Below are 24,827 nucleotides of genomic sequence, written 5' to 3' on the forward strand. Positions count from 1 at the left end.
CGTCGGCCGGATGGGCACTTCAGGAGTCAGGACTACTGCTGTCCCCTGCGCCTGGCAGGCGTCCCACCGCCGCAGGACCGCCGTGGAACATCGACGCCATCTGCCGTTCCTGCACCCGCGCCCCCCTTGATACCAGCCACCGCCGGCCGCCCGGCAGCCGGCCGAGCACCCGGTACCGGACCGTGTTGTCCGCGAGTGCGAGCAGCAGCGCCCACGGCAGCCGGCTCCGCAACCCCAGCTCGCGCATGCCGCTACGGCCCACGAAGACGGTGAGGAGGCTCGCCTGGCGGGCCCGCTCGTAGCGCTGCCTGAGCCGCTGCACGGCCGGCGTGCGGTGGCCGAAGTCCCGTTCTGCCTGGGCGTCCAGGGTCTGTTGGGCCAGGTCGCGGCCGGCCTGTGTCTGCCCGGCCGCGGCGAGCAGGATGTGGTGGTTGAAGCGGTGGCGTTCGTTCTCGTCGTCCGTCAGCCACTCGGGCGCGACACCCATCAGCCATCCCACGTAACGCCACAGGTGCATCAGGTCGTCCCGCTGCGCCCGCGTCAGGCGTACGCCGAGACCTAGGCAGCCGACGATCACCGTCGCGTCGAACAGGCCGAGCGTGCCCGCCTGGTCGGCCTGGTTGATGGGATGGCCCCAGCGGGCCGTGTCCCAGCGCGGCGCGAAGCGGGCGTTCACCAGCGCGTGCATGGCCCGTACGTGCACCGTGAGCCGCCAGCCCTCCGCGCCGGGTCGCAGGCCGCCGGGGCGGGTCACGGCGTTGGCCCACTTCGTCGTCTCGCCGAGACGCCGCAGTGTCGTACCACCGGTCAACCCGCCTGTGAGGACGAGGAGTTCGGGTGGCCCGCCGAAGCGGTAGCCGCCGATCAGCGACAGCGAAGTGAGTACGTCGCCGGCGTTGTGGCCGAGGTAGCGGTAGGCATCAGCGCCCCGCTCCACGCGCGGCCAGTCCACCCAGTCCGGCACCGTCAGGGCCTGCGCGAGGAGGTCCCGCAGTGCGGGCGGCAGGTCCGCGGGCACGTCCGGCGCCGCGGCCAGCGCCGCACCGATCCGCGCGTGCGTGACGCGGCCTGGATCGCCGGGCGGCAGCCGCATCGCGTCGGCGAGCGCCGCGCCCGGCTCGTCACGCTCCAGGAGCGCGCCGCCGACCCGCTCCATCAGGGACTCGTCCACGTCCTTGTCGATGTCGGCGAGCAGGAAGAGCCCGCGGGCGATCCGGCGTCCGCGCGCTTCCGCCTCCCGGAAGCGGCTGGGGAAGCCGCCGGGGAGGCCGGCCGGAGTGGAGTGCGAGGCGCCGTCAGGGTTCCGCCCATCGGTGCGGTCCTTGCGACCGCCCGCCGCGTCATGGTCTTCGCTGATCGGTGACCTTCGGTCCGTCATACGTTCCGTTGTAACGCGAATTCTCGCTCGCATACCATTCGCGTCATGCGCAAGGAGCCCCGGCAGGAGCGGTCCCGTCAGATGGTCGAACGCATCGTCTCCGCAGGGCAGTTGGTGCTCTCCCACGACGGCTACGCGTGCTTCGCGACCACCCGCGTCGCCGACGCGGCCGGCATCAGCCCGGGCTCCCTCTACCAGTACTTCAGCAACAAGGACGAGTTGCTGAGCGTCCTGATGGAACGCTTCTGGGCGCGGACCGGCGCACGCGTGACGGCCTCCCTCGCCGACCACATCACCGACCCGCCGGATCGCCTGGTCCCGAACACGGTGGAGGCGCTGCTCTCCGCCATGGAGCACGACTCGCAACTCCTTCGCGTTGTCGTCGAGGAGGTCCCGCACCGCTACAGCGACGCCCATCTCCACGCGCTCCGCCGCCGCATCCAGGACCTCGGCTCCGCCTACCTCGCCGGCCGCGAGGGCCCGGGCGAGCGCAGCGGCACCACCCGCTCGTGGGTCCTCGTCGCGGCGATGGAGGCCCTCGCTGTCCGCTGGGTCCTCGAACGGCCGCCGATTCCGAGGGCGTCGCTGGTCGAGGAGCTGACGCTCCTTGCAAACATCTACGTGACCGGCGCCCCGGCGAGCGACTGAGCCACGCGCGGGGACGTTCCCGCGTATGCCCCCGCCGCCCCTTCGCCACTGGTGTCGCCGAGGGCCGTGGCGCTGATGCCGGACCCTTGCGCAGGAGCCCTGATCGCCGCCACGGCGCCCCACGCGAAACCGGGCGCGCCGACGGGAGGCAGGTTCGCGGCGTGTACCGCCCAGCCCGACGCACCACCGACTGCGATCAACGCCGGCGAGGCGGATCCTTGGGGAAGAGCAGTGTTCCGCCCGAGCTGCGCTGTGACCGTTCACGAGCCGTATCCATGGGTGGAGCCGTTTTGCGCTGCGACCGGGACCTACTGAGGATGGAGCCCGTCGGGCCGTTTTCCCGGCGCCTCCTGTTCTCTGCTCGCCCGAATTCTCCGGTCACCGGACCCGCCTCAGGACGGGTGTCGCGATCACCTCGATGAGCGTCGCTCGCGGCACTCGGCCTGAGTGCGAACCGTCCGTAGCGTCAATGAGGCAAGCGACCGGCCTGCGCGGAAAGGATGATCACCGATGACTGACCTTCCAGCCCCCACCACGCCGTACCTGGAGCCCCAGGCCAAGAAGCTCGCCGACGACACCGATCCACACCCTCGGATCTACGAGCTTCCGCCCGAGGAAGGGCGCAAGATCCTCAGTGACCTGCAGAGCGGCGAGGGCGTCGAGCGCCCGGATGTCGACGAGGAGTGGGTCGACGTCGACGCCGGCGAGTGGGGCACCGTCCGTACCCGCATCATCAAGCCCAAGGGCGCCACGGGCCCGCTGCCCGTGGTCTTCTACATCCACGGCGCGGGGTGGGTCTTCGGCGACGACAGGACCCACGACCGCCTCTTCCGCGAACTCACCGTCGGGGCCGGTGCCGCCGGCGTCTTCCCGGTCTACGACTGGGCACCCGAGAAGGGATATCCCACGCAGGTCGAGCAGAACTACGCCGTCGGCCGCTGGCTGCAGGAGAACGGAGCCGATCACGGCCTCGACACCTCCCGCGTCGCCGTCGCCGGCGAGTCGGTCGGCGGATGCATGTCCGCGGTCTTCGCCCAGATGAACAAGGACCGCGGAGGGCTCGCGCTCAAGGCGCAGATCCTGCTCTACCCCGTGACCGGGCCGGACTTCGACACGCAGTCCTACCACCAGTTCGCGGAGCACTACTACCTCACCCGCGACGGGATGAAGTGGTTCTGGGACGCGTACACGACCGACGAGACCAAGCGCGAGGAGAAGTACGCCTCTCCGCTGCGGGCGACCCTGGAGGATCTCGAGGGGCTGCCGCCCGCCCTCGTCATCACGGCGGAGGCCGACGTCCTGCGGGACGGGGGTGAGCTCTACGCCAACAAGCTCCGTGAGGCCGGCGTCGAGGTGACCGCCGTCCGCATCAGCGGGACCGTCCACGACTTCATGCTGCTGGACAGCCTGCGGGACACCCCGGCCACCAACATCGCACGGAAGCTGTCCGTCGACGCGCTGCGAGATGCTCTCCATCAGGAGTGACCACGACCGGTCAGCAGACACATGGGCGGCAGACTCGGCAGGGTCTACCGCCCATCGCTGCGCCGAAACCGGATCCGGAGGAGACACGATGAGCCCGACCGCGACAGGTCCACACATCGATGAGACCGGAGCGCGGGTCGTCGGTGAGGTCGGCCTGCTGGAGTACGACGACTGCCAGGTGTCGGCGATCCACGGCCTGCGGGACATCTTCCGTGTCGCCAGCGAGTACGCGGTGGAGTCGGCCGACCCTCCGAGCGTGATCCGGGTCAGCGCCTGGTCGGTGTCCGCCACCGACGACGGCCCGGTCATGGTGTGCACCTCGGACACTCATCCCGAGCTCGCACACCGCCTGAGCCACGTCGTCATCCCGCCGAGCCTGGTCGTACCCGAGCTGATGACCTCGGTCGGAGAGCTCACCGATTGGCTCGTCGGGCTCCGGACCGAGGGCACCACTCTGTGTGCCGTGTGCGCCGGCGTCTTCGTCCTCGCCGAGACCCACCTGCTCGACTCCCGGGACGCCACGACCCACTGGGCGTTCGCGGAGGAGCTGGCGCGCCGGCACCCGAAGGTCCGGGTGGACGCGTCACGCATGGTGATCGACGACGTCGACATCATGACGGCCGCGGGGATCCTGGCGTGGGTCGACCTGGGCCTCACGCTCGTCGACCGGATGCTCGGCCCCAGCGTCATGCTGCACACGGCACGCTTCGTCCTCGCCGACCCCCCGCGCCGACGGCAGTCCCTCTACCAGGAGTTCACGCCACGACTCCAGCATGGCGACTCCGCCGTTCGCGCGGTGCAGGCGCAGGTGCACGCCCGTCTCCACGAGCCCCACTCCATCGAGCGTCTCGCGCGAACCGCGGCCATGCACCCGCGCACCTTCCAGCGACGGTTCAAGGAGGCCACGGGCCTGACCGCGACGGAGTACCTCCAGGCGGCGCGCATCGCGAAAGCCCGCGAGTCTCTGGAACTGACCGACGAGCCGGTCGGCCGGATCGCCCACAGCGTCGGCTATCTGGACGTCTCGAACTTCCGTCGGCTCTTCCAGCGCGCCACGGGCGTCACCCCGTCGGAGTACCGCAGCCGGTTCGGCATCGCGGCACGAGCCGGCCGGCAAGAGGACCTTTCGACGGGTCAGCCGGCGAGGATCCGCTCCACTCCCTCCCGATAGCGCGTGACGCGGAAGTCGGGAAAGCGGGCCGCGAACTTCGAGCTGTCGAAGATGTTGTCGTCGCGGTAGCGGACGAGCAGCTCGTACATCTCGTCGAGCGGCCTGACGAAGTGGCGGGCGAGGCGGAAGGCGGACATCGGCAGCTTCGTGTAGCCGATCTTGCGGCCGGTGATCTCACCGGCGATCTTGATGAGCTGGGCGTAGGACCGCCGGTCCGGGTCGACCGGGAGGTGCCACGTCTGGCCGTAGGCATCCGGTGTGTTGCCGAGCAGGGCAAGTGCGCGGCTCGCGTCGGGTGTCCAGATCAGGGACCGCTCGGCATGGGCGTCGACCGGGACGAACGGCCGCTTGCCCGCCCTGATCCGGTCGAACACCAACGAGTTGGTGTAGCTCTTCGTCCGGCCGGGGCCGTAGAACTCGGGCGCTCGGCCGATCAGGGCTTCGACGCGCCCTGCCCGCATGGCCTGGAGCAGCATGGTGGTGATATCCGCGCGGACCCGTCCTTTGCGTCCGCCCGGTGCGAATGCCGTCGACTCGGTCTGGGGTGTCGACGTTCCGGGATACATGTAGGTGTTGTCGAAGAAGACGAGCTTGGTGCCGTGTTCGGCGCAGGCGTCGATGACGTTGCGCATGATGACGGGGAACTGCCGCTCCCACAATTCCGAGTCCAGGGGCAGGCCGACGGTGAGGTAGGCCGTGTCGCTGCCCGCGACGGCACGGCTGGTGGCGTCGGCGTCGGTGAGGTCTGCGGCCACGAGCTCATCGGTGTCGTGCACCCTCGACGGCTTGCGGCTGACGAGACGGATGTCCTTGGTGTGATTGCGGTGGAGCTCGCTCACGAGCTCGTCGGCGATCGGTCCGCCGGCACCGAGAACGGTCTGCATGGGGCTGGTCTCCTCGATGTGGATGGTGCGGGTGGTGACGACGACTCGACAGCGAGCGGTGTCGTGCCACCAGGTGGCGATGCGGGCGACCGCCGTGGCCGGGGTACGGACGCAGCCGATGCGGCGGTTGGCCGTGCCTGGGCGGCGTGGTGCCGACGGGTCGGCGGGGTGACCGGCTGGTCGACCGCGTACAGCGGCCGACCGGTGCACCGTGCGGGCCCGTTCCCGCAGGCCTCGGCCTCTTCGGACGTACACTATGTTTACGGTGCTAACACAGCATAGGGAGACGAAGTAAGCAATGTCAACTTCAGAGAAGAGCGGCTACCACCACGGCGACCTGCGAGCGGCATTGCTGTCCGCCGCAATGGAGATGCTCGAGGCCGGCGAGCCCTTCTCGCTGCGCGCCGTCGCCCGCCGGGCCGGCGTATCGCCGACCGCGCCGTATCGCCACTTCAAGGACCGCGACGCCCTGGAGTCCGCCCTGGCCGTCGAGGGATTTCGGGACCTCCTGGCCGACCTGGGCGACGGGCACGACCTGCCCACCTCGATCTCGGACCTGGCGGAGTTCGCCGTCGCCTACGTCGCCTTCGCGCTGCGACGCCCGGCCCTGTTCCGCGTGATGTTCGGCAAGCCGTGCGACGACGCGGACGACGCTCGAGTCAAGGCCGCCGGCGACCTGCACGAACTACTGGCCGACGCGCTCGATCGCGTCACCCCCGAAGCGGACGCCTCGGCCCTGGCCTCCGCCGGCTGGGGGCTCGCCCACGGACTTGCCTGCCTGCACCTCGACGGCAAGCTGCGAGCCGCGTCGGACGAGGACGTGGCCGACCAGGTGCGCAGCGCCTTCCTGGCCATCACTTCGATCAGCCCCTGACGTGCACCACCCTCCCGCCACACACCTCACACCTCACACCTTCCATTGTTGACGGTGCTCACATCCCGTGCGACCCTCGGTGTTAACGCCGCTCACATCGGAGGAGAGTGCCCATGTCATCCACTGGCAAGCTGACCGACCGGACCGTAGAGGTCGATCTTGGCGGGCGTCTCGTCACGGTCCCTGAAGGCGGCCTCTACGACAGGTTCCGCATGGACACCGACCTCGACGCGGTCGCCCGGGACCCACGGGTCACCAGCGTCGACTTCTTCCGCCGCATGCCGAAGAGCCGCGTGGACTCCCGCATCGGGCCCACGCTGACGCCGAACTTCTACTACCGCATCTCCACGACCCGGCTCACGATGCTCGCGCCGACCAGGGCGATCCGGGCCCGCCTGCCTCATGAGCTGGACCCGCTCGAGATCGTGCCGGGGCTCGGGATCGTCTCGGTGATGGCCTTTCGGTACGACGTGTGCGACATCGACTTCTACACCGAGGCCGCGGTCGGCATCGCCGTCAAGCCGGCGCGGCACGGCGGGCTGGGCCTGCTCGACCTGGTCACCGGACTCAAGAACGACTCCCTGCACTCCTACGTCCTCTCGCTCCCCGTCAACACCGAGATCGCGCAGGTGCGCGGCCACGACGGCTACGGGTTCCCCAAGTGGGTCACGGAGCTCGACGTCGACATCGACACCGAGCGCACCTCCGCCAGAATCGCCAACGACCAGGGCGGCCTCGACCTCGCCCTGTCGGCGCCCACCCCGAAGCAGACCGCCCGGCCCACCGGCGCACACGTCTCGACCCTGACCTCCTACACCACGATCGACGGTGCCTGGCACTCCACGACCAGCCAGATCAACATGCTCGCCTCAGGAACCACGCGCCTCCCGCGCGGCCTGGATCTGCAGCTCGGTGAGGGTCGGGTGAGCGACGACCTTCGCTCGCTGAAGCCCATCCGGACGATCCAGCTCGACGTCACCACCGAGGGCCAGCTGGCGCTGCATATGCCCGTACCCACCTCCATCCAGGACCGGAGCTGAGACCGCGATGACCACCACCGCGCACACCGGCCGCCTCCAGACCGCCCTCCCGGCATCGCTGACGCCTGACCGGGTCGCCCGCCTGGCCGCCCTGGTGGCCGCCGGTGCCCACGCCCGGCGGGTCACCACGACCTCCCCGTACACCAGCGCACCGCTCGCGGACCTGCCGGTCTCCACCCCCGACGACGTCGAGGACGCCTACGCCCGGGCACGCGCCGCCCAGGCCGGCTGGGCGGCCACCCCGGTCGCGGACCGCAAACGCATCATGCTGCGCTTCCACGACCTCGTCCTCCAGCGACAGGAGGAAGCCCTGGACCTGATGCAGGCCGAGAGCGGCAAGACCCGTCGCGACGCGTTCCTCGAGGTGAGCGACATCGCGATCACTGCCCGCTACTACGCCCGCAGCGCGCGGCGGCTGCTCTCACCCAAGCGCCGCAAGGGAGCGATCCCGGTGCTGACCCACACCACCGAACTGCACCACCCCAAGGGCGTCGTCACCGTCATCTCGCCCTGGAACTACCCGCTCAGCATGGCCGCCGGCGACGCCATCCCGGCCCTGATGGCCGGAAACGCCGTCGTGCAGAAGCCCGACACCCAGACCGCGCTGACCGCGCTGTGGGCACTGGCCCTGATGCGCGAGGCCGGACTGCCGGGGGACGTCTGGCAGATGGTGGTCGGCCGTGGCAGTTCCATCGGAGACGCGCTCATGGCCGGCGGGGACTACATGATGTTCACCGGCTCCACCGCCAGCGGGCGCCAGATCGCGCGCGACGCGGGTGAGCGGCTGATCGGCGCGTCCCTGGAGCTCGGCGGCAAGAACGCCATGGTCGTCCTCGCCGACGCCGACATCGAGAAGGCCGCCGCCGGAGCCGTCGCCGCCTGCTTCCCCTCGGCCGGGCAGCTGTGCGTGTCCGTCGAGCGGCTCTACGTCGCCGACGAGATCCACGACACGTTCGTCACCGCGTTCGTCGAGCGCACCCGGGCCATGCGCCTCGGGGCGGCCTACGACTTCTCGATGGACATGGGCTCGCTGACCACCCCCTCGCAGCTCGACACCGTCATCTCGCACGTCGACGACGCGGTGTCGAAGGGCGCGACCGTACTGGCCGGAGGCAGGGCCAGGCCCGACCTCGGCCCGCTGTTCCACGAGCCGACGATCCTGGCCGGCGTGACCCCGCAGATGACGCTGTTCGACCACGAGACGTTCGGCCCCGTGGTGTCGATCTACCGCTACCGGTCCGTCGACGAGGCGGTCGCGATGGCCAACGCCACGCCGTACGGCCTCAATGCGAGCGTCTGGGGCCGCAACGGCGCCGAGGCCCGCAAGGTCGCGGCACGGCTGCACGCCGGCACCGTCAACGTCAACGAGGCGTTCGCCGCCGCCTGGGGCAGCATCGACGCCCCCATGGGCGGCGTGGGCGACTCCGGCATCGGTCGCCGTCACGGCGCCGACGGGCTGCTCAAGTACACCGAGGCCCAGACCGTCGCCCACCAGCGCCTCCAGGGCTTCGCCCCGCCCCGCGGAGTCGAGCACGAACTGTGGGCGCGGATCCTGACCCGGGCTTTCAAGACGCTGCGTGCCGTGGGCGTCCGCTGACCGACCACCGGCTCCGGCCACGACGGCCCGCCACCTCGCCTTCCCGTTCCGCATGAAGGAAGATCAGCCATGACCAAACGCGTCCTCGAGGTCGTCACCAACGTCGGGCACTACGACGACCCCTCCCACACCACCGGCCTGTGGCTCTCCGAGCTCACGCACGCCTGGCACGTCTTCGAGGAGCACGGCTACGAGCAGACACTCGTCAGCCCGTCCGGCGGCGCCGTGCCTCTCGAACCACGGTCGCTGAAGTTCCCGAACTACGACAGGACCGCCAAGGCCTGGCGAGCCGACCCCGAGAAGACGGCGCTGCTCCAGAACACGGCGAGCCCGGACCAGATCGACCCCTCGCAGTACGACGCGATCTACTTCACCGGCGGCCACGCGGTCATGTACGACTTCCCCGACAGCGAGGGCCTGCAGCGCGTCACCCGCGAGATCTTCGAGCGGGGCGGCATCGTCTCCTCGGTCTGCCACGGCTACTGCGGCCTGCTCAACACCCGGCTCTCCGACAACTCCTTCCTCATCGCCGGTCGCAAGATGACGGGATTCGCCTGGACCGAGGAGATCCTCGCCCGCGTCGACAAGCTGGTCCCCTACAACGCCGAGGAGAAGGCCAAGGAGCGCGGCGCGCTCTACGAGAAGGCGACACTGCCCTTCGTCCCCTACGTCGCGACCGACGGCAACCTCGTCACCGGCCAGAACCCGGGCTCCGCCAAGGCCACAGCGAAGAAGGTCGTCGAAGCCCTCGGGGGCAATGCGTCCAAGGAGCTCGGCTGAACCCTTCGCTGTCGGCCGCAGCGGGGGGCTTCGACATGCGAGAAGCCCGCGAACCCCTGATGCTCGTGACGTGGCCTGCTCAGCCGCCCGCTGTCGGTCACCTGTACGACCATCCGCTGCCAAAGGACTCGGCATGAGCGAGAAGACGCCCGCACCGACCACCTCCGACTCCGGGATCCCCGTCGAGAGCGACGAACACTCGCTGACCGTCGGGCCAGGCGGTCCGATCCTGCTGCAGGACTCCTACCTGATCGAGCAGATGGCCCAGTTCAACCGGGAGCGGATCCCCGAGCGGCAGCCGCACGCCAAGGGCAGCGGCGCATTCGGCCGCTTCGAGGTCACCCACGACGTCAGCCGGTACACCAAGGCGGCGGTCTTCCAGCCCGGCACCACAACCGAGCTGGTCACCAGGTTCTCCACCGTCGCCGGGGAGCGGGGCAGCCCGGACACCTGGCGCGACCCGCGCGGCTTCGCGGTGAAGTTCTACACCAGCGAAGGCAACTACGACATGGTCGGCAACAACACGCCGGTCTTCTTCGTCAAAGACCCGATGAAGTTCCAGCACTTCATCCGGTCGCAGAAGCGCCGTGCCGACAACAACCTCCGCGACCACGACATGCAGTGGGACTTCTGGACCCTCTCCCCCGAGAGCGCCCACCAGGTCACCTGGCTGATGGGCGACCGCGGCATCCCCCGCTCCTGGCGGCACATGAACGGCTACACGTCCCACACCTACATGTGGATCAACGCGGCCGGCGAGCGGTTCTGGGTGAAGTACCACTTCAAGACCGACCAGGGAATCGAGTTCCTCACGCAGGAAGAGGGCGACCAGATGGCCGCCGTCGACACCGACTACCACACGCGTGATCTGTTCGAGCACATCAGGGACGGCGACTTCCCCTCCTGGACCCTGCACGTGCAGGTCATGCCGTACGAGGACGCCGCCGGCTACCGGTTCAACCCCTTCGACCTCACCAAGGTCTGGCCGCACAGCGACTACCCGCTCATCCCCGTCGGCCGGATGACCCTGGACCGCAACCCCACCGACAACCACGCCGAGATCGAACAGGCCGCCTTCCAGCCCAACAACCTCGTCCCCGGCATCGGCCCGAGCCCCGACCGGATGCTCCTGGCCCGCCTCTTCTCGTACGCGGACGCCCACAGGCACCGCATCGGCGCCAACTACCAGCAACTCCCGGTGAACGCGCCCGTCGTCGACGTCCACACGTACTCCAAGGACGGCGCGATGGCGTACCGGAAGACCAGCGACCCGGTCTACGCACCGAACTCCAAGGGCGGACCCGCGGCCGACACCGCCCGCTACGGCAGCCCCCCGAGCTGGTACACCGACGGAGACATCACGCGGACCGCCTACGTCACTCATGCGCAGGACGACGACTGGGGCCAGCCCGGGACGCTCGTACGCGAGGTCATGGACGATGCCGCCCGTGACCGGCTGGTGAACAACGTGGTCGGCCACCTCCTCAACGGCGTCACCGACCCGGTCCTGGAGCGCGCCTTCACGTACTGGACGAACATCGACCCAGACATCGGCAAGCGCATTCAGAACGGCGTGCGCGGTGCCGATTCGGCGCCCTGAACCCAGTGGCTCGACATGCCTCATGTCCAGAGATCCGAGAAACAGAGCCTAAGGGCTGTCCCGTAAATGATCTCCAAGTCGTCTCGGGCACGGTTGGCCAGAGTGTGGCCCGCTGACCTATCCGGCGAGGGCGAGGTTGTGCATCCGGGCGATGCCGAGCATGGCGTGGTGGACTCCGTCGCCTCTGAGGCGGCAGTCACGGAGGATCTTCCAGGTCTTCATGCGGGCGAAGACGTGCTCAACGCGGGCCCGGACCTGCTTGTGGGACTTGTTGTGTTCCTCTTTCCAGGCTGGGAGCTCGGTCTGGCCGCGTTCGCGGCGGTGCGGGATGACGAGTCCGGTGCCCGGGTAGCCGCCGTCGGCGATCGTGAGGGTCTTGCCGACGGCGGCCTTGGCTCCGGATTCCTCCCATGCCTTGCAGTCGTTGCGGTTCCCGGCTAGTGGCCGGCCAACCACCACGACCAGGCGGGTGTCGGCGTCGATCACGACCTGGTGGTTCGTGGAATACCGGTAGTTCTTCGACCGCTCGGCCACGGTGTGATCGCGGGTGGGCACGAGGGTGCCGTCCACGATGAGGACGGTGTCCTTGGCGAACCGCTTCCGCGGCCTGAGCGCAAGCATCGGCCCCAGATGGTCGATGATGCGACCCGCCGCCGACTTGGAGACCCCGAACAGCGGGCCAAGCTGGCGCATGGTCAGGTTCGTCCGCCAGTAGGTGGCGACCAGCAGTGCCCTGTCCTCAAGCGGAAAGCTCCACGGCCGGCCCTTGCGGTTCGCGTCCGCCCCTTCGTGTCGCAGCATGGTCACCAGCTTCCGGAACAGCCTCGGGCTGAGCCCCGTGAACGGGCCTATCCAAGACGACTCTGACGCCGTGATCACACCAGTCACGCCAAGATCATCACACCGAGGTCAAGCGGAGGTCCCCAGCCCAGCTCTCACAACGGACCCGCCCCGTGGGGAATGCGAGCTCCAGGGCGACGCGCCCGGTGTTCAGTGCGTATTCCTCCCGCACCTCCAGTACATCCTCCCCGATGTGGTCCGCGAACGGCGTCTCCTCACCGATCGTCCCCACGGTGACGCGCCCCGAGTCGCCCATGTCGTAGCCGGCGTGCGGCTTCGACGCCTCGATGATCAGACACCAATCCGATCCGGTCGTGAGGTGGATGGCGGCACCCCGGTCATCGATCAGCCACACATCCAGCGGTCCCGCGGGGGCAGCACTGCCGTACATGTGCCACGAACCGACGACCTCCGCGAGCCGGCGACCCACCATGCTCTGCGCGCTCACCCCAGCACCATGAAGCGGGCACTCGTTCGACTTGTCAGGCTCCATCGGCCGACAGTACCGCCGACCGATCTCCCAGGTCACAGCCTTATACGGGACAAGCCTTAGGCCCTGGTGATCGCTCCGCTGCGGGCGAGCAGCAGGCAGGCCGCACCCCGCGCGTGCTCCGTGTCCCGCCACGGTGACACGGTGATCTCCAGGTCCCGCAGCGGTTCGATCGCCCCGGCGACGGCCGCCGCGGTGAAGGCCGGGCCGAGGTGGGGCCACAGCACGAGGCCCTCGCCGATCACCTTGACCGCTTTGACCGCGAGGATGTTGACGACGCCGGCGACGCTGCGTCCGAGCAGCTCGCCGGCCTCGTCCAGGACGGAGAGGACCGCCGGTTCCCCCCGTTCGGCGGCGTCGGCCAGCGCGGCGAGCCCGTCGCCTGCTCCGAGCCCGACGCCGGCGCGGCGGGCTCCGCCCAAGAGTGCCGTCTGCCCGACGAAGGACTGCAGACAGCCACGGTTGCCGCAGTTGCACAGCGGCCCGGTCCGATCGACGGGCATGTGGCCGAACTCGCCCGAGAGTCCGTCCGCGCCGCGCTGGACGCGTCGCTCCAGTACGACGCCCATCCCGAGACCGTCACCGATGCCGACGACGAGGAAGTCGTCGTGATCGCGGCCCATGCCGAACAGCAGCTCGGCCGTCGTGCTGGAACGAAGGTCGTTGTCGACGAGAACGGGCATGGGCAGGGATCGCCCGAGCTCCGCGGCCAGCGGCAGATCGTGCCAGTCCATGATCGCGGAGAGTCGCACGACGCCCGTCGTCGGATCCACCATGCCGGGGACCGCGACGCCGATCCCGCGGATGGGCGTGGTGTTCCGTCGTGCCTCGATCTCCTCCTGCAATACCCGGGTGAGCAGGGGGACGGGTGACTCCGCCACCCGTAGAGGGAGACGGAACTCGTCGGTGATCTGCCCGTCGAGCCCGACCACGACGCCTGCCAGATGGTCGACGGCGACGCGCAGGCCGAGGACATGAGCGGCGCTGGGGACGAGTTGGAGCGGGACCGGGGGACGGCCCTTGCCGGAGGAGGCGTGGGGCTCCAGTTCGCGGACGAACCCTTCGGTGATGAGCCGCCGGGTGTGGTCGGTGACGGTCGCGGCTCCCACCCGCAGCTGCTGGGCGATCTCCGCCCGGCTGAGCGGCCCGGCCGCTCCGAGCAGCGCCAGGATCTCGGTCCGGATCAGATCCCCGGGTGCCGGTGGTTGTGCCTTCACGTCATCCCCATTTCGCCTGTGAGCGCGTCGAGTTGGAACCCTTGACGTCCGATCTTTGCACCTCTACCGTCCCAATTTACTCGGACCCGAAATAAATGCTCAGTCACTTCCCCCTTCCCCTGTCGGGTATCGAATGAGGAGGTCAGGACATGCGCTTGCGTGCCGTGCAGTGGGCCGGCGTCGCGGCGGCGGGAGCACTCGTCGCACTCGCCGGGTGTGGAGGCTCGTCCGGCGAAGGATCGGGAGGGTCGAAGAAGTCGGATGGATCGGTGACCCTGACCTGGCAGATGTGGGCCGCCGGAGCCGACGAGGAGAAGCAGCTGAAGCACCTCGCGTCCCTCGTCACCCAAGAGCACCCCGACATCGAGCTGGAACTGAAGACCGCCCCGTTCAAGGACTACTTCACCAAACTGCAGACCCAGGCCGCGGGTGGCGACCAGCCGTGCCTCGTGAGCATGCAGAGCCTTCGGCTGTCCGGCTTCACGGACCTCATGGAGCCACTGGACTCCCTGCTGAAGGACGGCGCCGGCACCGACGGATTCGAACCGGCCGCACTCGAGGCCCTCCAGTGGCAGGGCAAGCAGTACGCCCTGCCGATGGACCTCGCCAGCATGCTCATGTACTACAACAAGGACGCGTTCGCGAAGGCGGGCCTCGACGAGCCGAAGACGGGCTGGACCGTCGCGGATTTCGAGAAGGCGGCGAAGTCCCTGACCAAGAACGGGAAGACGGGCTTCGGGCTCTCCTTCTCCGACCTCCCCATGCTGACCATGGCACTGACCTACAACGACGCCCGCCCCGTCACCACCGACGGCAAGGCACAACTCGACGACCCGGCGATGGTCAAGGCCATGACCTGGTACTCGGGCCTGGCCACCAAGGACAAGGCGGCGAGCGTCCCGGCCAGCTCCAGCGACGGCGGCTGGGCCGAGACCCAGTTCGTCAACGGCAACGCGATGATGGCCGTCGACGGCACGTGGAATCTCGGATCCACCTCCACCCAGGCGAAGTTCAAGGTCGGCGTGGCGCCGATCCCGGCCGGTCCCGACGGTTCGAAGACCTACGTCGCCAACTCCGGGTTCGGCGTCTCCAAGAGCTGCGCCTACAAGAAGGAAGCGGTCGAGGCGCTCTCCGTGCTCACCGGTCCCGAAGCGCAGAACTACCTCGCCGGGCAGGGCCGCGTCTTCCCCGCCCGCACCGCGGCGCAGCCCGCGTACGAGAAGTTCCTCACCCAGCAGACGGGCGGGCAGACCGAGACGGTCAAGGCCGGGATGAGCGCCGTCCGCGACGGACTCGCCGGCGGCGAGCCGTTCGTCGGAACCCAGAACTGGGACGAGGTCAACACTCTGTTCAGCCAGTACCTGCTCGAGGCCTACACAGGGTCGACGTCGGCCGAGTCCGCGCTGACGGCCATTCAGAAGAAGGCGGGCCGCTGACTCGTGGTGACTCCACCGATCGAGCAGAGCACCCGGCCCGCGCCCGGCTCCGCCGCCCGGCCGAGCCGGGTCCGGGACGGGGGCCGCCGCGGCGGTCCCCGTCGCCGGGAACGCTGGTACGCCTACGGCTTCCTGTCCCCCGGGGTCGTCGGACTGACCGTCTTCACCTTGTTCCCGGTGGCGATGGCCGTCGTGATGAGCCTGTACCACTGGCCCATCTTCGGCGAGCGGTCCTTCCTCGGGCTCGGCAACTTCCGCTACTTGCTCCTCGAGGACCCCGGCTTCCTCGTCTCCGTGCGCAACACCTTCGTCTTCACCGCACTGTTCCTGCCGCTCAACGTCGTGCTCTCCCTGGCCCTGGCGTTCTGGATCTCCAACAGCCGCTGGCAGCAGCTGTTCCGAGTGCTCTTCTTCATTCCCGCGATCACACCTATGGTGGTCAACGCAGTGATCTGGAAGATGCTCTACCAGCCCCAGGGCGTCATCGCCCACTACCTCGACAGCTGGTTCGGCATCACCGCACCGAACTTCCTCGCCGACTCCGGCACGGCGATGATCTCCGTCGTCGTCATGAGCGTGTGGCAGGGCATCGGCTACAACCTCGTCGTGTTCTCGGCCGCCATCGACCAACTGCCGCGCTCCGTGCTCGAGGCCGCCGAGATCGACGGGGCCCGGGGCCTGACGAAGTTCCTGCGCGTCCAGCTGCCGCTCATGTCACCCGCGGTCTTCTTCGTCACCACCATGACCATGATCACGTCGATGCAGGTGTTCACCCAGACCTACATCCTCACCCGGGGAGGACCGGGAGACTCGACGGTGACGATGGTGCAGAACGTCTACGAGAACGGCTTCGTCTCGCGCGACCTCGGTGTGGCCGCCGCCGGCGCGTGGCTCCTCTTCGCCGTCATCCTGCTCATCACCGCCGTGCAGTTCCTCGGTCAGAAGCGGTGGGTGCACTATGAGCACTGACAAGATCCGCTGGACCCCGCGCAGTGTGGTCTCCCATGTGCTGCTCGCGGCGGTCACCCTGCTGTTCCTCGCACCCGTCGTCTACGCCGTGGCCACCGCGCTCAAACCGCCGGGCGAGACCTTCGCCGACCCGACCGCGCTCACCGGCTCCCACCTGCGCTGGCAGAACTTCGCCGACGTCTTCGACTACCTGCCGTTCCAGCGGTTCATCCTCAACGGACTCCTGGTGGCCGTCATCGGCACGCTCGTCGTCCTCACCGCCTCCTCCCTGGGCGCCTACGCCTTCGCCCGGCTGAAGTGGCGCGGCAGGGACGGCCTCTTCCTGGTCTTCCTCGCGACCCTGATGGTGCCGCAGGAGGTGCTGGTGGTCCCGATGTTCATCCTCATGCAGGAGTTCGGCTGGGTGAACAGCTACCAGGCGCTCATCTTCCCCTGGGCCTTCACCGCGTTCGGCACGTTCCTGCTGCGGCAGTTCTTCCGCGGGATCCCGTACGAGCTGCAGGAGGCCGCCACCCTCGACGGCTGCTCGCCCCTGCGCACCTTCCGCTCCGTCATGCTGCCGATCGCCCGCCCCGCGCTCAGCGTCCTCGCGGTCTTCACCTTCATCGGCTACTGGAACAGCTTCCTGTGGCCGCTCATCATCGTCAACGACGTCAGCGCGCTCGGCACCGTGCCGCTCGGCCTGGAGCTGTTCTTCGGACAGAACGGCAACCAGTGGCATCTGGTGATGGCCGCCTCCGTCATCTCCCTCGTCCCGACCCTGCTCCTGCTCATCGCACTGCAGAAGCACCTGGTGAAAGGCATCGCCGCCACCGGCCTGGCCGGCCGCTGACCCGGCCAGACCGACTGGACGTGTTTCACCGTGGCCTCATAGGAGGATCCCCTGCTGCGCTTCGACCGACGCACCGGTCCCGACCTCGGTGCACACACCCCCGCCTACCCGTCCGCCTCCCTGCCGCGCTGGTACACCGACGCCAAGTTCGGCATCTTCGTCCACTGGGGCATCTACTCGGTGCCCGCCTGGGGCACGCCCCGCGACCCCGGCGTCCACACCCCCGTCGAGCTGGAGTACGCCCACCATCCCTACGCCGAGTGGTACGCCAACACCGTGCGCATCGCCGGATCGCCCACCCGGCGGTTCCACGAGGAGACGTACGGCGTGGGCACGTCGTACGAGGACCTGGCCGACCTGTGGACCGCCGAGCGCTTCGACGCCGACGCGTGGATGTCCCTGTTCGCCGAATGCGGCGCACGCTACGTCGTGCCCACGGCCAAGCACCACGACGGTTTCTGCCTCTGGGACTCGGACACCACCCCGTTCAGCGCGGCACGCCGCGGCCCCCGCCGCGACCTGCTGGCCGAGCTGAGCGGCGCCGCACGCCGCCACGATCTGCGCCTCGGCCTGTACTTCTCCGGCGCCCTCGACTGGCACGTGAGCACGTTGCCGCCGATCCGCTCGCTGACGGACCTGTTCGAACTGCGCCGCAACGACAGGTCCTTCGCCGACTACGCACACGCGCAGCTCGACGAACTCGTTCAGCGGTTCCGGCCCGACTACCTCTGGAACGACATCGACTGGCCGGACGACGGAAAGGGCAGCGGCGACCGGGACCTGGCCGCGCTGTTCGCCCGCTACCTCGAGCAGGTGCCCGACGGATTGGTCAACGACCGCTGGGGCGTGCCGTACCACGGCGTGCGCACACGCGAGTACCTGACCGAACAGGAACCGTCCGAGCCGGTGTGGGAGGCGTGCCGGGGACTCGGGCAGTCCTTCGGCCACAACGCGGCCGAGGACGACCGGCATCTCCTCAGCGCCGCCGAGCTGATCCGGCTGCTCGTCGACATTGTGGCCAAGAACGGCAACCTGCTGCTCAATGTGGGCCCGCGGGCCGACGGCTCGCTGCCGAAGAGCCAGGTCTCGCGGCTGCGCCGCCTTGGACAGTGGCTACGGGTCAACGGCGAAGCCGTCTACGGCACCCGGCCCTGGATCCGCCACACCGACCCGGCCGGTCATCCCGTGCGCTACACCACGCGGGAGAAGACCCTGTTCGTGACGGACCTGGCGCCAGACCGGGGACGGCTGGCACCGGCCCGTGATGTCGCCGAGCTCGCCGCCGGCCGCCCCGCGAGCTGGCTCACCGCGGCCGGCCGTCAAAGAGCGGCCACGGACCCGGACGGCACGGTGATCGTGCCGGAGGAGCTGCGGGGAGCGGCCGCGGCCGTGCTCGCCATCGAAGGCTGCGTCGCATGACGCAGAGCACCGAGCGATTCACCGACCCACCGACGGAGCTGTCACGATGACTTCACAACGCTGGTTCACCGAGGCCAAGCTCGGCATCTTCATCCACTGGGGCATCTACAGCGTGGACGGCGTCGCCGAGTCCTGGTCATTCTTCGACGGCCGGGTTCCGTACGACCGGTACATGACGCAGCTCGACCGGTTCACCGCCGACCGCTTCGACCCCGACGCGTGGGCGGACCTCTTCGTCCGCGCGGGCGCCCGTTACGCCGTGCTCACCGCCAAGCACCACGACGGCGTCGCGCTGTGGGACACCGGTGCGAACGACCTGTCGGTGGTCAAGCGCACCCCCGCCGGACGTGACCTGGTCGCCGAATACGTCGCGGCCCTGCGCCGACGGGACGTCAAGGTCGGCCTCTACTACTCCCACCTGGACTGGTCCCACCCGGACTACGCCACGGTGCGCAAGCCCGACCAGGACCCGGCGGAACGCGGCAACCCCTACTCGGTGCCCGCACCCGGCGAAGAGGACCCGGCCCGCTGGGGGAACTTCCTGGACTTCCACCGGACCCAGGTCCGCGAGCTCCTGGAACGCTTCCGGCCCGACCTCCTGTGGTTCGACGGCGAGTGGGAGCGAACCCCCGAACAATGGGGCATGGAAGCGCTGGCCGCGGAGATCCGTACCCGCTCCCCGCACACCGTCGTCAACGGCAGACTGACCGGACACGGCGACTACGCGACGCCCGAACAGGGCGTGCCCATCGAGCCGCCCATCGGCCCGTGGGAGCTGTGCCTGACCATCAACGACTCCTGGGGCCATCAACCCCAGGACACCCACCACAAGTCACCGCGGCAACTGGTCCGCATCTTCACGGAGACCATCGGCGGTGGTGGCAACCTGCTCCTCGACGTGGGTCCGCAGGCCGACGGCACCATTCTCCCGGAGCAGGCCGCCCGTCTGGAGGCCCTGGGAGAGTGGATCGGCCGGCACTCCCCCGCCGTGTACGGGACGGACCGGGGGATGCCGCACGGCCACTTCTACGGCCCCTCGACGCTCTCCGCCGACCGCAGGACGCTGTATCTCTTCGTCTTCGACCGCCCCAGCGAATTCGTGGTCCTGCGCGGTGTACGCAACGCGGTGACCTCGGTGCGGGTGCTCGGCGCGGACACGGAGGTACGGCACGAGCGCGTCGGCGGCCTCGACGAGGTGCCCGGATGGGAGTACATCCACCTCACCGACGACCACCTCGACCCGCTGTGCACCGTGCTGGCCCTCGAACTCGACGGCGAACTCGACCTCTACCGCACGCACACCCGCGACCAGGCCGCCTCCGATGCCACCCCGTAGGCCCCGGCGACCACCCCTGTCAGCTCACGGAGGAGCCATGCCGACACCCCGTCCCGTGATCGCCGTCGCCGGTCTGGGCATCGAGTCGTCCACGTTCTCCCCGGCCCGGACCGAGGCCCCCGCCTTCCACCCGCAGCGCGGCACCGACGTCCTCACCCGCTGTCCGTTCCTGGCGCACGGGCAACCCCTGCGCTCCGCCGCCGACTGGCATGGTGTCCTGGTCGGCAAGGCCCTGCCCGGCGGAACGGTGACGGCATCCGCGTATGCCGCCCTGTCCGGCGAACTCATCGAGCGCCTCAAGGAGTTGGGGCCGGTCGACGGCCTCTGGTTCGACATCCACGGTTCGATGACCGTAGAGGGGCTGGACGACGCCGAAGCGCACCTGCTGGCCCGAATCCGCGAGACCGTGGGCCCCGACGTCGTCGTGTCCACCTCCATGGACCTGCACGGCAACGTCTCCCGCGCTCTGGTCCACCTGACCGACCTCATCACCTGCTGTCGCACGGCTCCGCACGAGGACACGATGGAGACCAAGGAGCGCGCCGCCCGCAACCTCGTCGACCATCTGGCGGGCGGCGGACCGCGTCCGGTGAAGGCGTGGATCCCGGTGCCGGTGTTGCTGGCCGGCGAGCAGACCTCGACCCGTGTCGAGCCCGCCCGGAGCGTGTACGCGGCCGTCGACGAGGTGGAGGCGGCCGAGGGAGTGACGGACGCCGCGGTCTGGGTCGGCTACGCGTGGGCGGACGAGCCGCGCAACCGCGCGGCCGTGGTCGTCACCGGCTCCGACGAAACCGCCGTCACGGCAGGCGCCGAGCGGCTGGCACGCGGGATCTGGGACGCGCGGCACGACTTCGCCTTCGTCGCCCCGACGGGCACCCTCGACGCGTGTCTCGACGAGGCACTCGCCTCCACGGCTCGGCCGTACTTCGTCAGCGACACCGGCGACAACCCGACAGCGGGCGGCGCCGGCGACGTCACCTGGAGCCTCGCACGCGTACTGGCCCGCCCCGAGTTCCAGGATCCGTCCGGACCGACCGTGCTGTACGCCTCGCTCCCGGGCCCGGCCGCGGTCGATGCGGCCGTACGGGCAGGGGTCGGAGCGACGGTCACCGTCACCGCGGGCGCCGAGGTCGACGACCGGCACGCCGGGCCCCTCACCATGACCGGCGCGGTGCACGCGGTACGGCACGGCGACCGGGACGCGCGGACGGAGGTGGTGCTGCGGATCGGCAGCGTCTACGTGATCCTGACCCGGCTGCGCAAGCCGTACCACCACGAACACGACTTCACCGACCTCGCGTTGAACCCGCGCACGGCCGATGTCGTCATCGTCAAGATCGGCTATCTGGAACCGGAACTCTTCGCCATGGCCGCCGACTGGAAGATGGCACTCACCCCGGGCGGCGTCGACCAGCACCTCACACGACTCGGTCACCACCGCATCCGCCGGCCGATGTTCCCCTTCGACCCGCGAATGCCCGACCCGGACCTCACCGCCCGGATCGTCCCCGCCTCCGACCGTCCGCTCGGCGGGCCCGAGGAGTAAGGGGACACACGGGAGTGACAACGATGTCGCACCCAGTCAGCATTCGATCTCCCAGGGAGAGCCCATGCGATTGCCGAGACCAGTCCGCCTGGTCCGAATCCTGTCCGTCCTGGCCTCCGCGGCCGTCCTGATCAGCGGGACACCGGCCACGTCCACGGCCGCGTCCCCCACGGCGGGACCGTCGTTCCCCGAGGATCCGACGGCCTATGTGAACACCTCGATCGGGAACAACGGGTCGGGCACGACGTTCCCCGGGGCGGCGCTGCCCTTCGGAATGGTGCAGAACAGCCCGGACACCCGGCTCAACTCCTACGCCTCGTACGACTACGCGGACTCGGAGATCCTCGGATTCAGCCAGACGCATCTGTCCGGCGTCGGCTGCCAGACCAACGGGAACATCCGCCTGATGCCGGTGCCCGGCGCGTTCCCCGGGACGCGGCCCGAACAGCAGGCGGCCGGCTTCAGCCACGCCGACGAGAAGGCCGAGCCCGGCTACTACAAGGTCGGCCTGGACAACGGAGTGAGCGCCGAGCTGACGGCGACCGCGCGGACCGGATGGCAGCGCTACACCTTCCCGGCGAACGCCGACCGGCGGACCGTGGTGGTCAACGTCGGCTCCAGCAACGGCTACACGTACGCCGGTCACGTGGATGTCGTCGGCGACGACACGGTCGAGGGCTGGATCACCGGCGGCAACTTCTGCTGGGAGACGGGCAAGGAGCGGTACAAGGTCTTCTTCAGCGCCAAGTTCGACCGGGCCTTCGACATCTTCGGCACCTGGGCCGACGGAGGTGACGTCGCCTCCGGCCGGCGGTCGGCCGCCATCAGCGGGACGCCGTCGGACGGTTCGCGGGCCGACGGCGGCGCGATGGTCGGATTCAGCGGCGGCGGCCAGGTGGGTGCGGCCGTCGGCATCTCCTACACCTCGGTCGACGGCGCCCGGCTCAACCGCCGTACGGAGAGCGCGGAGCAGACCTTCGACTCGGTGAGGGCGGCCGCCCACCGGACCTGGGCGCGCCAGCTCGACCGGCTGCAGGTGGCTGGCGGCAGCGAAGCCGACCTGCGCACCTTCTACTCCGCGCTGTACCGCGCGACGCTCCATCCGTCGGTCGGTTCCGACGTCGACGGGCGTTACATGGGCTTCGACAAGAAGGTGCACCGCAGCGACCGGCCGTACTACCAGATGCTCTCGCTGTGGGACACGTACCGGACGCAGAACCAGCTCGTCGCGCTCCTCGAACCGCGCCGCGCCACCGACATCGCGAAGTCGCTGCTGCACGTCTACCAGGACGGCGGCTGGCTGCCGCGCTGGGCTCTCGGGGCGAGCGAGACCAACGTGATGAGCGGCGAGGGCCCGACGCCGTTCATCACCTCCCTGTACGCCCGCGGACTGCTCGACAAGCCCACCGCGCGCGCCCTGTTCGACGCGCTGTGGAAGAACGTCACCCAGGTGCCGTCGGACCAGTCGGTGTTCCGCGGCCGCGACGGCAACCCGACGTACACGCGAAACGGCTGGATCGGCTACCAGGACAAGGGCGGCTACACCTGGGGCGACTCCCGTCAGGCCGGGTCCGCGACGCTGGAGTACGCGCTGGCCGACTGCGGTCTCGCCGGCATGGCCGGCGGTCTCGGTGAGACGGCGAAGGCGAAGACGCTGCGGGCACGGTGCGGGAACTTCGCCGACGAGTGGGACTTCGGCGTGAGTTCGAAGGGCTTCGACGGCTTCCCGCGCGCCCGCACACCTCAGGGCACCTGGGCCGGGAGCTCCGATCCGACGCAGAGCACCGGCTTCCACGAGGGCACCGCGTGGCAGTACCAGTGGCTGGCGCAGCAGGACGCTCCGGGCCTGTTCGCACTGATGGGCGGAAAGGCCAAGGCGCAGCAGCGTCTCGACACCTTCTTCGACATGCCGGAACTGCTGCGCGACCACACCGGGGTGGCGAAGAAGTCGTGGGTCGTCGGGGCGTACGACTACCACAACAACTTCGCGTTCAACCCGAACAACGAGCCCGATCTGCACGCGCCCTGGATGTACGCGTGGACGGATCAGCCGTGGAAGACCTCGGCGGTGCTGCGCGCCGCGCAGCCGCTGTTCACGGACGACGCCTACGGCATGCCCGGCAACGACGACCTCGGCACTCTCTCGTCCTGGTCGGTCTGGTCGATGATCGGCTTCTACGAGGTGATGCCGGGCTCCGCCGAGTACGTGCTCAGCGCGCCGATGTTCGACCGGGTGCGGATCCAGCCGGACGGCGGCCGGCCCGTCGACATCGTGGCGCCGGGTGCGGACCGCTCGAAGCTGCAGTACGTGTCATCCGTGCGGGTCGGCGACCGGGCCTGGACGAAGTCGTGGATCAAGCACGGTGATCTGCTGAACGCGGGTACCGTCCGGTTCGCTCTGACCTCCGACCCGTCGAGCACCGACTGGGGCCGGGGAAGCGACGCTCAGCCACCGCGGCACGGCACGACGGACGCCGGGGTGCGGCCGTACTCCTCGCTGCCCGATGCCAGTCCGGCGCTCCTCGCACCGGGCGGAAGCCTCAAGGCGAGCGTGGGCGCCGCCAATCTCACCGGCTCCCGGGCCGAGGTCACCTTCACCGCCGACGCGTCCGACGGCATCACCGTGACACCGTCCTCGGGCCGGCTGAGCGTCGACGCCGGTGGCCGGGCGGCCACCGAGGTGACGGTCGCCGCGGGCGACTCCGCCAAGCCCGGCCCGCGCACCGTCGAGGTCACGATGACCGACACGTCGACCGGTGAGCCGCTGGGCAGCACGTTCCTCTCCCTGAAGGTCACCTCGCTGTCGTACGGCAAGCCGGCCACGCAGAAGAGCACCGCCTGGGGCGGTGTCGCGGCACGGGCCGTCGACGGCAACACCGACGGCAACTACACCGTCGGGTCGGTCACTCACACCGCCGAGGACGGCTCACCGGAGCCCTGGTGGCAGGTCGACCTCGGCGCCTCGAAAGCCATCTCCGACGTCACGGTGTGGAACCGCACCGACTGCTGCTCGGAGCGCCTGACCGACTACTACGTCCTCGTCTCCGACACCCCGTTCACCGGCGACTCGCTCGCCGATGCGCTCGCCCAGCCCGGTGTGACCGCCGTCCACCGCACGGACACCGCCGCCACGCCGACCGAGGTCCCGGTGCGGGCCTCGGGACGCCATGTCCGCATCCAACTCGCCACCAATACTCCCCTGTCGCTCGCCGAGGTCGAGGTGAACCCGTCATGACACAGAACTCCGGAAGACAGTCTGGTCCCCGGTCGAGGAAGCGCCGCGAG

At 69.4% G+C, this 24,827-nt stretch carries 20 protein-coding genes; 15 read left to right on the forward strand and 5 right to left on the reverse strand.

Translation table 11 applies throughout. The features are described from left to right. Positions 1 to 19: 19 nt before the first annotated feature. Positions 20 to 1,378 (reverse strand): oxygenase MpaB family protein, encoded by a 1,359-nt coding sequence (locus tag IAG42_RS00405; RefSeq protein ID WP_188334974.1) that lies wholly within the window; start codon positions 1,376 to 1,378, stop codon positions 20 to 22. Positions 1,379 to 1,423: 45 nt separating this feature from the next. On the opposite strand from IAG42_RS00405, the gene IAG42_RS00410 reads away from it, so the two are divergent. The 3 genes from IAG42_RS00410 (at position 1,424) to IAG42_RS00420 (ending at position 4,682) form a co-directional block, all read left to right on the forward strand. Next, complete coding sequence (locus IAG42_RS00410) at positions 1,424 to 2,026, forward strand: TetR/AcrR family transcriptional regulator (protein ID WP_223205785.1); 603 nt, start codon at positions 1,424 to 1,426, stop codon at positions 2,024 to 2,026. 510 nt (positions 2,027 to 2,536) lie between these two features. Beyond that, a complete protein-coding gene (locus IAG42_RS00415; protein WP_188334975.1) occupies positions 2,537 to 3,511 on the forward strand; it encodes an alpha/beta hydrolase in 975 nt (324 codons plus the stop codon). 88 nt (positions 3,512 to 3,599) lie between these two features. Further along, positions 3,600 to 4,682 carry a GlxA family transcriptional regulator gene (locus tag IAG42_RS00420; RefSeq protein WP_188334976.1) on the forward strand — a complete coding sequence of 361 codons (1,083 nt, stop codon included), beginning with the start codon at positions 3,600 to 3,602 and terminating at the stop codon, positions 4,680 to 4,682. Here IAG42_RS00420 and IAG42_RS00425 read toward each other — a convergent pair. Next, positions 4,646 to 5,566: an NAD-dependent epimerase/dehydratase family protein gene (locus IAG42_RS00425; RefSeq protein WP_188334977.1), complete on the reverse strand. Its 921-nt coding sequence runs from the start codon at positions 5,564 to 5,566 to the stop codon at positions 4,646 to 4,648. The two genes, IAG42_RS00420 and IAG42_RS00425, sit on opposite strands and share 37 nt — an antisense overlap. Positions 5,567 to 5,864: 298 nt before the next feature. Here IAG42_RS00425 and IAG42_RS00430 point away from each other — a divergent pair, with 298 nt between their 5' ends. From IAG42_RS00430 to IAG42_RS00450, 5 genes are all read left to right on the forward strand, one after another. Continuing rightward, positions 5,865 to 6,440, forward strand: a complete 576-nt coding sequence (locus IAG42_RS00430) for a TetR/AcrR family transcriptional regulator (RefSeq protein ID WP_188334978.1) — start codon at positions 5,865 to 5,867, stop codon at positions 6,438 to 6,440. A 113-nt stretch (positions 6,441 to 6,553) separates the two neighbouring features. Continuing rightward, entirely contained in the window at positions 6,554 to 7,480 is a 927-nt protein-coding gene (locus tag IAG42_RS00435) for an acetoacetate decarboxylase family protein (RefSeq protein WP_188334979.1), read from the forward strand. A 7-nt stretch (positions 7,481 to 7,487) separates the two neighbouring features. Beyond that, positions 7,488 to 9,077 carry a succinic semialdehyde dehydrogenase gene (locus IAG42_RS00440; RefSeq protein ID WP_188334980.1) on the forward strand — a complete coding sequence of 530 codons (1,590 nt, stop codon included), beginning with the start codon at positions 7,488 to 7,490 and terminating at the stop codon, positions 9,075 to 9,077. A gap of 69 nt (positions 9,078 to 9,146) precedes the next feature. Next, entirely contained in the window at positions 9,147 to 9,857 is a 711-nt protein-coding gene (locus IAG42_RS00445; RefSeq protein WP_188334981.1) for a type 1 glutamine amidotransferase domain-containing protein, read from the forward strand. A 133-nt stretch (positions 9,858 to 9,990) separates the two neighbouring features. Then, a complete protein-coding gene (locus IAG42_RS00450) occupies positions 9,991 to 11,457 on the forward strand; it encodes a catalase (protein WP_188334982.1) in 1,467 nt (488 codons plus the stop codon). A gap of 117 nt (positions 11,458 to 11,574) precedes the next feature. Here IAG42_RS00450 and IAG42_RS00455 read toward each other — a convergent pair whose 3' ends face one another. The 3 genes from IAG42_RS00455 to IAG42_RS00465 are packed head-to-tail and all read right to left on the reverse strand — an operon-like array spanning position 11,575 to position 14,004. Then, on the reverse strand, positions 11,575 to 12,345 hold the full coding sequence (locus IAG42_RS00455) for a transposase (RefSeq protein ID WP_188334983.1): 771 nt from the start codon (positions 12,343 to 12,345) through the stop codon (positions 11,575 to 11,577). A gap of 10 nt (positions 12,346 to 12,355) precedes the next feature. Next, a complete protein-coding gene (locus IAG42_RS00460) occupies positions 12,356 to 12,790 on the reverse strand; it encodes a hypothetical protein (protein ID WP_188334984.1) in 435 nt (144 codons plus the stop codon). Positions 12,791 to 12,846: 56 nt separating this feature from the next. Continuing rightward, positions 12,847 to 14,004: an ROK family transcriptional regulator gene (locus tag IAG42_RS00465; protein ID WP_188334985.1), complete on the reverse strand. Its 1,158-nt coding sequence runs from the start codon at positions 14,002 to 14,004 to the stop codon at positions 12,847 to 12,849. Between the two features lie 149 nt (positions 14,005 to 14,153). Here IAG42_RS00465 and IAG42_RS00470 point away from each other — a divergent pair, with 149 nt between their 5' ends. The 7 genes from IAG42_RS00470 to IAG42_RS00500 all read left to right on the forward strand — a co-directional run bounded on the left by IAG42_RS00470 (position 14,154) and on the right by IAG42_RS00500 (position 24,777). After that, positions 14,154 to 15,440, forward strand: coding sequence for an ABC transporter substrate-binding protein (locus IAG42_RS00470; RefSeq protein ID WP_188334986.1), 1,287 nt, complete (start codon positions 14,154 to 14,156; stop codon positions 15,438 to 15,440). Between the two features lie 3 nt (positions 15,441 to 15,443). Next, entirely contained in the window at positions 15,444 to 16,409 is a 966-nt protein-coding gene (locus IAG42_RS00475) for a carbohydrate ABC transporter permease (protein WP_223205786.1), read from the forward strand. Beyond that, complete coding sequence (locus IAG42_RS00480) at positions 16,399 to 17,241, forward strand: carbohydrate ABC transporter permease (RefSeq protein WP_188334987.1); 843 nt, start codon at positions 16,399 to 16,401, stop codon at positions 17,239 to 17,241. Before IAG42_RS00475 ends, IAG42_RS00480 begins: the two co-directional genes overlap by 11 nt. Before the next feature lie 120 nt (positions 17,242 to 17,361). After that, complete coding sequence (locus IAG42_RS00485; RefSeq protein ID WP_223206342.1) at positions 17,362 to 18,660, forward strand: alpha-L-fucosidase; 1,299 nt, start codon at positions 17,362 to 17,364, stop codon at positions 18,658 to 18,660. Positions 18,661 to 18,676: 16 nt separating this feature from the next. Further along, positions 18,677 to 19,996, forward strand: a complete 1,320-nt coding sequence (locus tag IAG42_RS00490) for an alpha-L-fucosidase (protein WP_223206343.1) — start codon at positions 18,677 to 18,679, stop codon at positions 19,994 to 19,996. A 37-nt stretch (positions 19,997 to 20,033) separates the two neighbouring features. Next, on the forward strand, positions 20,034 to 21,542 hold the full coding sequence (locus tag IAG42_RS00495) for a M81 family metallopeptidase (RefSeq protein WP_188334989.1): 1,509 nt from the start codon (positions 20,034 to 20,036) through the stop codon (positions 21,540 to 21,542). A 64-nt stretch (positions 21,543 to 21,606) separates the two neighbouring features. Beyond that, positions 21,607 to 24,777 carry a GH92 family glycosyl hydrolase gene (locus IAG42_RS00500; protein WP_188334990.1) on the forward strand — a complete coding sequence of 1,057 codons (3,171 nt, stop codon included), beginning with the start codon at positions 21,607 to 21,609 and terminating at the stop codon, positions 24,775 to 24,777. Positions 24,778 to 24,827: the final 50 nt, after the last annotated feature.

Source organism: Streptomyces xanthii (assembly GCF_014621695.1).
In the GTDB taxonomy this organism is placed as follows: domain Bacteria; phylum Actinomycetota; class Actinomycetes; order Streptomycetales; family Streptomycetaceae; genus Streptomyces; species Streptomyces xanthii.